At 54.4% G+C, this 3,319-nt stretch carries 6 protein-coding genes; all 6 read left to right on the forward strand.

Going from position 1 to position 3,319, the window contains the following annotated elements; genetic code table 11:
- Window positions 1-184 (forward strand): hypothetical protein (locus FFS64_RS31555; protein WP_218571108.1); only part of this gene is annotated, 184 nt, incomplete at its 5' end.
- Window positions 185-362: 178 nt separating this feature from the next.
- Window positions 363-1,139 (forward strand): hypothetical protein, encoded by a 777-nt coding sequence (locus FFS64_RS31055; RefSeq protein WP_256660589.1) that lies wholly within the window; start codon window positions 363-365, stop codon window positions 1,137-1,139.
- A 418-nt stretch (window positions 1,140-1,557) separates the two neighbouring features.
- Window positions 1,558-1,776 carry a hypothetical protein gene (locus FFS64_RS31060; protein WP_137808444.1) on the forward strand — a complete coding sequence of 73 codons (219 nt, stop codon included), beginning with the start codon at window positions 1,558-1,560 and terminating at the stop codon, window positions 1,774-1,776.
- Window positions 1,777-1,825: 49 nt separating this feature from the next.
- The gene (locus tag FFS64_RS31065; RefSeq protein ID WP_137808445.1) at window positions 1,826-2,302 is read left to right on the forward strand and encodes a hypothetical protein; all 477 of its coding nucleotides are present in this window, start codon (window positions 1,826-1,828) and stop codon (window positions 2,300-2,302) included.
- A 130-nt stretch (window positions 2,303-2,432) separates the two neighbouring features.
- Entirely contained in the window at window positions 2,433-2,696 is a 264-nt protein-coding gene (locus FFS64_RS31070; RefSeq protein WP_137808446.1) for a hypothetical protein, read from the forward strand.
- A gap of 10 nt (window positions 2,697-2,706) precedes the next feature.
- Complete coding sequence (locus tag FFS64_RS31075) at window positions 2,707-2,910, forward strand: hypothetical protein (RefSeq protein ID WP_137808447.1); 204 nt, start codon at window positions 2,707-2,709, stop codon at window positions 2,908-2,910.
- The last annotated feature ends 409 nt before the right edge of the window (window positions 2,911-3,319 follow it).

Below are 3,319 nucleotides of genomic sequence, written 5' to 3' on the forward strand. Positions count from 1 at the left end.
AAGCAACCCCATGACCGCCGGGGGAGCCTTGATTACCAGCCACCCGGTAAAGGGACCGCTGCGCTTCAGTCCTCACCCGTTCGGTGCTCGCCTGCAAGCAGGCTGCGCGCCGCGTGCGGCTTCCGGGCCGACCCTTGACCAGGCAAAAGCCAAAGAAACATTCAGGTCATGCGTATTTACGTAATTACTTGCTTATGTATGTGCGTTCCGTCATCGCGAGAATGTCGGCCATATACGTGTAAGAGCTATGCGACAGGTCGAGTTGAGCAGGAAATAAGCTTATTGTGTAATTACGTATGTACGTACATGCGTAACTATTGCATTATGTAAGCCCGCTCATTGTTAAATAGAGAAAAACACCCATGCAACATCCATGGAAGCACGCATTTCATTCGGGCATGAGCTCGGCATCTGACCTTCGGGCGGCTATCCAGGCTGGTGTAGCAGTAGGTGTTGTTGCGAATCTTCTGACCAATGCACAGGTGTTTCTGGCTTTGCCGAAGTACCTCGATCGTGGAGGGAAGGTGTTCGTGGATTCCGGTGCCTTCACGGCGTTTCAAAAAAGAGAAGCCATGCAGTGGGATAGAGTTTTTTTCACGTACGACGCATTAATCAATCAAACAGACTTTCCGGGCAATCTGTCCATCGTTGCTCCCGACGTTGTAGGTGATCAGACTGCCACGCTGAATTTATGGCACGAGCATGCGACTCAGATCAGTGGTTGGATCGCACGAGGTGTTCGGGTGATCGTTCCCCTGCAGAAGGGCGTCTTTAGTGCTGGCTTTATGCTTGAAAAGGCAACTGAGATTTTTGCCTCAAGCAAATTCGCAGCAGGAATTCCGTCAAACCTTGAGGCGATGACAGCCGCCGATTGCGCAACACTTTGGCATCATGATTTTCACATCCTTGGTCGCGTGAAGCTAACGCCAGATCTCTCTCTTAAGCTCGAAGCTCTAGGCAGGAATAACCCCGGGGCGCAATTCACTTCAGATGCAAACTGGCTTCGGTCGCGCTTGAAGAAAATCAGCGCGATTCAGACATCAAAGCCTGACATGCGTTATCAGCTTGAAACGCGCAGAACGCAGGCGGTCAGGGCTGTTCTGGACTTCGACTCCTACGGGTGCGCAATAAGTATTTAGGTATGTACGTACGTACGCCAGAGCCAAAGCTTCTCAATTGTCGGTGATATACGAAGTTTAGGGACGCAGGGGAGGGGAGGCATAATGGGGCTTATTTTTCCCAGCATAAGTCAGTTCGCTGGCCTTTCAGATGCATAGCGCTGCCGGCATGCCTGTCCCAGGGCGTCGCCAACCCACCATCGCGCCAAGCGAGCGAGCGTCCGATGGCCAACACCTCACCCTATCGTGGATGTGCTTCACCGGCGACCGCCGTGCTGATGGCATTAGCGTAAGCCCCCCGCAAAGGCATGCCAGCATGCGAGTGGCAGCCCCGCATTACATGGTATTTATTTGCGCAGTTACGTACGTACGTGTTTACGTAAGTACGTAAGCAATGTTATTATATTCTCATTGAAACGAATCAATGAGGAAGCTCGCAATGACCATGCAAACCGCACTAAATCTTGCTGTTGAAGCCCTAGATCTTGCCATTAAGTGTGGCGGCGAACTTGACCGTGAGATTTACGTTGTTGCGAAACAAAAGCTGGAAGCAATGGTGCGTGCCGTCGTTGAGTACGGCGCGAAGATGGACCGTGATGAGCGATCACCGGACGGTGACGATTACAACCAATTGATCTCGATTCTAGAAATCATTTAACCCCGGCGCCCGGTACGCCGGGACGCTTCACCAGTTCAAGGAGCAAACCATGATTCTTAATAACGATCGCAACACTGACGCAGAGGATGTCGGGGTTCTGCTTCACGCAATTTTCACTTACGCGGAAGCCAATGCAGAGCAGTTGGATCGCAGCCTTGTTGCAGCGGGATACGGCAATTTGCTTGAGTTGGCAAAGGAAGCAGCGAAAGAAGTGGCTTTGCTGCACGACGATGAGGGGGACTTGTGGGATGGAGTCGTTTGGTATGAGCGACTGGCCGATTTGGGTGATGATAGTCTTGCAGCAGGGCTGTTTGCTACCGACGATCCAGATGTGACAGCCCTTGTGGTCAGGTGGCTGCTTACCTTTGGTTACGTAGAATTGTCTCGCGGCGGAAAGCGCTGGTCATTCGACACCGATCAAGTGGCTGAGTGGGATGAGGACGAGGAAGAGTTTCATTTCCGTGGTTACCATGGGCTTACCGATCCTACTGTTGAATCAGTAACCCGGTTCATCAACCAGATCTAACGATGGTCGGCCACACTTGTCCCGGTACGCCGGGGTTTCAAAGTAAACACGCTGTTCTGGCCCGCCACTGTTGCGGGCTTTTGCAGTAGAGGGGCCGCTTTGGTGTCCACAAAATCGAAGGATTAGCGACATGCCGCTACCGAAACGCAAAAACATGAGCCTGCGCGAGCAGGAGACGGCCGCGAAGGCTCAGTGCTACGACTGGAATACTAAGCACGAGGAAGGAATCACAGTGACCTACGAAGAGCGTCTTGGTTCTGGTGAAACGATCCAGACCAAAACCAGCGGCAAGGCATTTGTCATGTGCTGCGAGCCGGTGATTTTCGTCGAGGATGTTTCGGGCGCTGTTTCCCTTGACCACTGCACTTTCGTCGCCGAAATCGCTGCCGCGTAGGGAACGCCGAATGACCACCAACAACGTTTCAGAGGAATCCTCACTTTCCAGCGCTGAAGCCGATCAGCTGATCGGCCAGAGAGTCACCGGGGTAGTTGCAACTGAGTTTGGGCTGACCTTGACCTTCGCCAGTGGTGCAGTGCTGGAAATAACCGGCCACACCTACAGCGATTGCGCGCTGGGTATGGAGTTCTCACAAGCTGTTCAGGTGTAGAAAACTCCCACGAGATGCAGAGCGAAATTCGAGTAGTGTTTAAGCCGCCAGTCCATTGGTTGCCGACAACGTAAATCCACCGCCTTGTCGCGCTCCTCGGCAGTAGGAGAGGGGCAAATTTACTCGCAAACCCTCCGCGCCGATCGAGCGTGGATCTACTGGCCAACTCCTCACCCCTCGTGCATATGCCTTACCGGCGATCGCCGGCCGTGCCGTGCCGATCGGGACCGGCCTCGATCACCTGCAGCATCTGCCGGCGCCGCCGGCATCGAGCAGCTGACCAGGTGCTGGCCCGTGCGCGTCGACCGACGTGCACCAGGTGCGCGATCAGCCGCGGGAAAGAGCAGGGCAGGGCACGGCCACCTGGCGGTGGCCACCGGCGCCGCCGGCACCTGCAGGAGCACCGATC

Source organism: Pseudomonas sp. G(2018) (assembly GCF_005502415.1).
Classification (GTDB): domain Bacteria; phylum Pseudomonadota; class Gammaproteobacteria; order Pseudomonadales; family Pseudomonadaceae; genus Aquipseudomonas.